Source organism: Cysteiniphilum sp. JM-1, from assembly GCF_008711525.1.
Classification (GTDB): domain Bacteria; phylum Pseudomonadota; class Gammaproteobacteria; order Francisellales; family Francisellaceae; genus Caedibacter.
The window spans coordinates 1-2,010 of the sequence record NZ_VXKS01000053.1; the positions used below are offsets into that span (position 1 = coordinate 1).

The following is a 2,010-nucleotide window of genomic DNA, read 5'->3' on the forward strand; positions in this document are numbered from 1 at the left end:
CTTAAGGGTGGTATGGTTTATCTTGCTGCGATTATTGATTGGTATTCAAAAGCCGTATTAAGTTGGCGTATATCCAATACGATGGATAGCAGCCTGGTAATGAGTGTTTTGCATGAAGCACTTGATCGCTTTGGCAATCCTGAGATTTTTAATACTGACCAAGGCAGCCAATATACCTCACATATACATACTGACGCATTGTCTAGTAGAGGTATTACTATCTCAATGGATGGCAAGGGTCGAGCTACTGATAACATTTGTATTGAGCGTTTTTGGCGCAGTGCAAAATGCGAGCGAATTTATCTTAATGAATATGGTTCTTTACCTGAGCTTAGGACTGATCTTGCTGATTATATTGATTTTTATAATAACCGTAGATTTCATGAAAGTTTGGGATACAAAAAACCAATGAATGTGTATAAAGAAGGTGCTATTAACTTTAAAAATCAGGCACAAAAAACATTGCAGGTTGCATGACATGTATAGGAATAAGAATTTTCAAAAAACTGTATTGACACTTTGGGGTAGAATACTATAGATGAACTTCTCAACGAATAAGAATAGTGGAGTAGATGAAGGATTATTCTAAACGACAACGATTAGAAAAGGCTTAGAATAGCATTCCATTTTCGCTTATATTCATGATGATTTGGCTGATGAAGGTACTTCCGGCGATATACTTTATTTTGTGCTTGGTGACGTAAAAATAGTGCATAATGATCTTTGATATTTAGATGGTCGCTATAATCAGGCAACATATATTCAATAAGAGGTACTTTGCGTAAAGCTGCAAACTGCTTTAGATTATAGCTGCGTTTAAAGTAAAATGCTTCAGACACTTCGTCAAGAGAGAGTTGTACGGCAGAAATAATCATTTCACGATGTTTTTCAGATTTATCTTTTAATAGTTCATTATCGCCATAACCATACCAAGAGTTACCATCAATATTCTTTATTGACAACCCAAGCAATGAGTCTTCATCATGCATTTTCTTTGCCAATAATCCGCCAGAGATAAGAGGTGAGATGGTGGTTTTTTTGAGTAATTCAACGCGTGGTGTTCGAATGTGGCCTGTTGAAAATAGGTCGGTTAAGAAATGCAGAGAAAAAGCTTCGATACTTAAGCATTGTGAAAGTGCATCCCATTTATGATTGATTTTTTGGGTATGTTTAACGGCTTTGGCACAAGTTAAGGCGATTGAATGTCCAATCATATAAGTTCTTAAGGCATGAATACCAAAGTGATCAATATTGCTTTGTGCAAGTTTAATATAACGACCATTGAATGCTGCAATTGGTGAGGGAATCCCTGCGTAACAAGCCAAGGCACCAGTAGCATACTCAAAGTCACAGGTTGGGTCGTAATGTGTATTTGTCATGGCATATTTTTCTTGTTTTTGCATAACATGTATAATGTTTCGAAGCTCTACATCATTACCTGCTTTGTACAAAGTGTTAAATGCTGATTGAAAACGATTCTTCTCTGATGAAAAAATTGGCTCAAAAAGTTCTGATGCTTGCAAGTCAATGTTACTAATAGGCAATATAGGGAGTCCAGTTTTGAATAGATTACTGTTATATGGATAGCCGTAAAAATCTCCAGCTAAAGCAATAATTTGTCCGAAGCTTAAATAAGATTTATTTTCAAGAGGAATTGTACACCATTTGGCAAGTTGCGATTTAATGGTTGGCATCTCATGCTGACTGCTTTGTGTTAAACAAGGTATTTTTAGCCAATCACCAATATAAATATGTTCATAGCTGTGAAAAGCATTGCCTGTAGAGGCAAAAGACATTGATGCTAAGATTAGAGATATCCGAAGAAATTTTTTCAGCATATAGAACTCCGTGTATTGATCGTTATTTAAGTATTGCAGCCTAGTGCGCTAGATAGTGCCTGAACGGAAATAGCGATATTTTACATTTTCAGCGCAACAGATAGGCTGAAATTTGACCTTCAGCATTGTTATTTCCAGCACATTTTGATGAATCTATTACTCAATGATTAAA

General features: G+C 35.9%; 2 protein-coding genes. One reads left to right on the forward strand and one right to left on the reverse strand.

The genetic code is table 11. The features are described from left to right. On the forward strand, positions 1-477 hold a 477-nt coding region (locus F3D68_RS11110; RefSeq protein WP_151194498.1), incomplete at its 5' end, for a DDE-type integrase/transposase/recombinase. A 122-nt stretch (positions 478-599) separates the two neighbouring features. Here F3D68_RS11110 and F3D68_RS11115 read toward each other — a convergent pair. Next, on the reverse strand, positions 600-1,838 hold the full coding sequence (locus F3D68_RS11115; protein ID WP_151194499.1) for a hypothetical protein: 1,239 nt from the start codon (positions 1,836-1,838) through the stop codon (positions 600-602). Positions 1,839-2,010 lie beyond the last annotated feature (172 nt).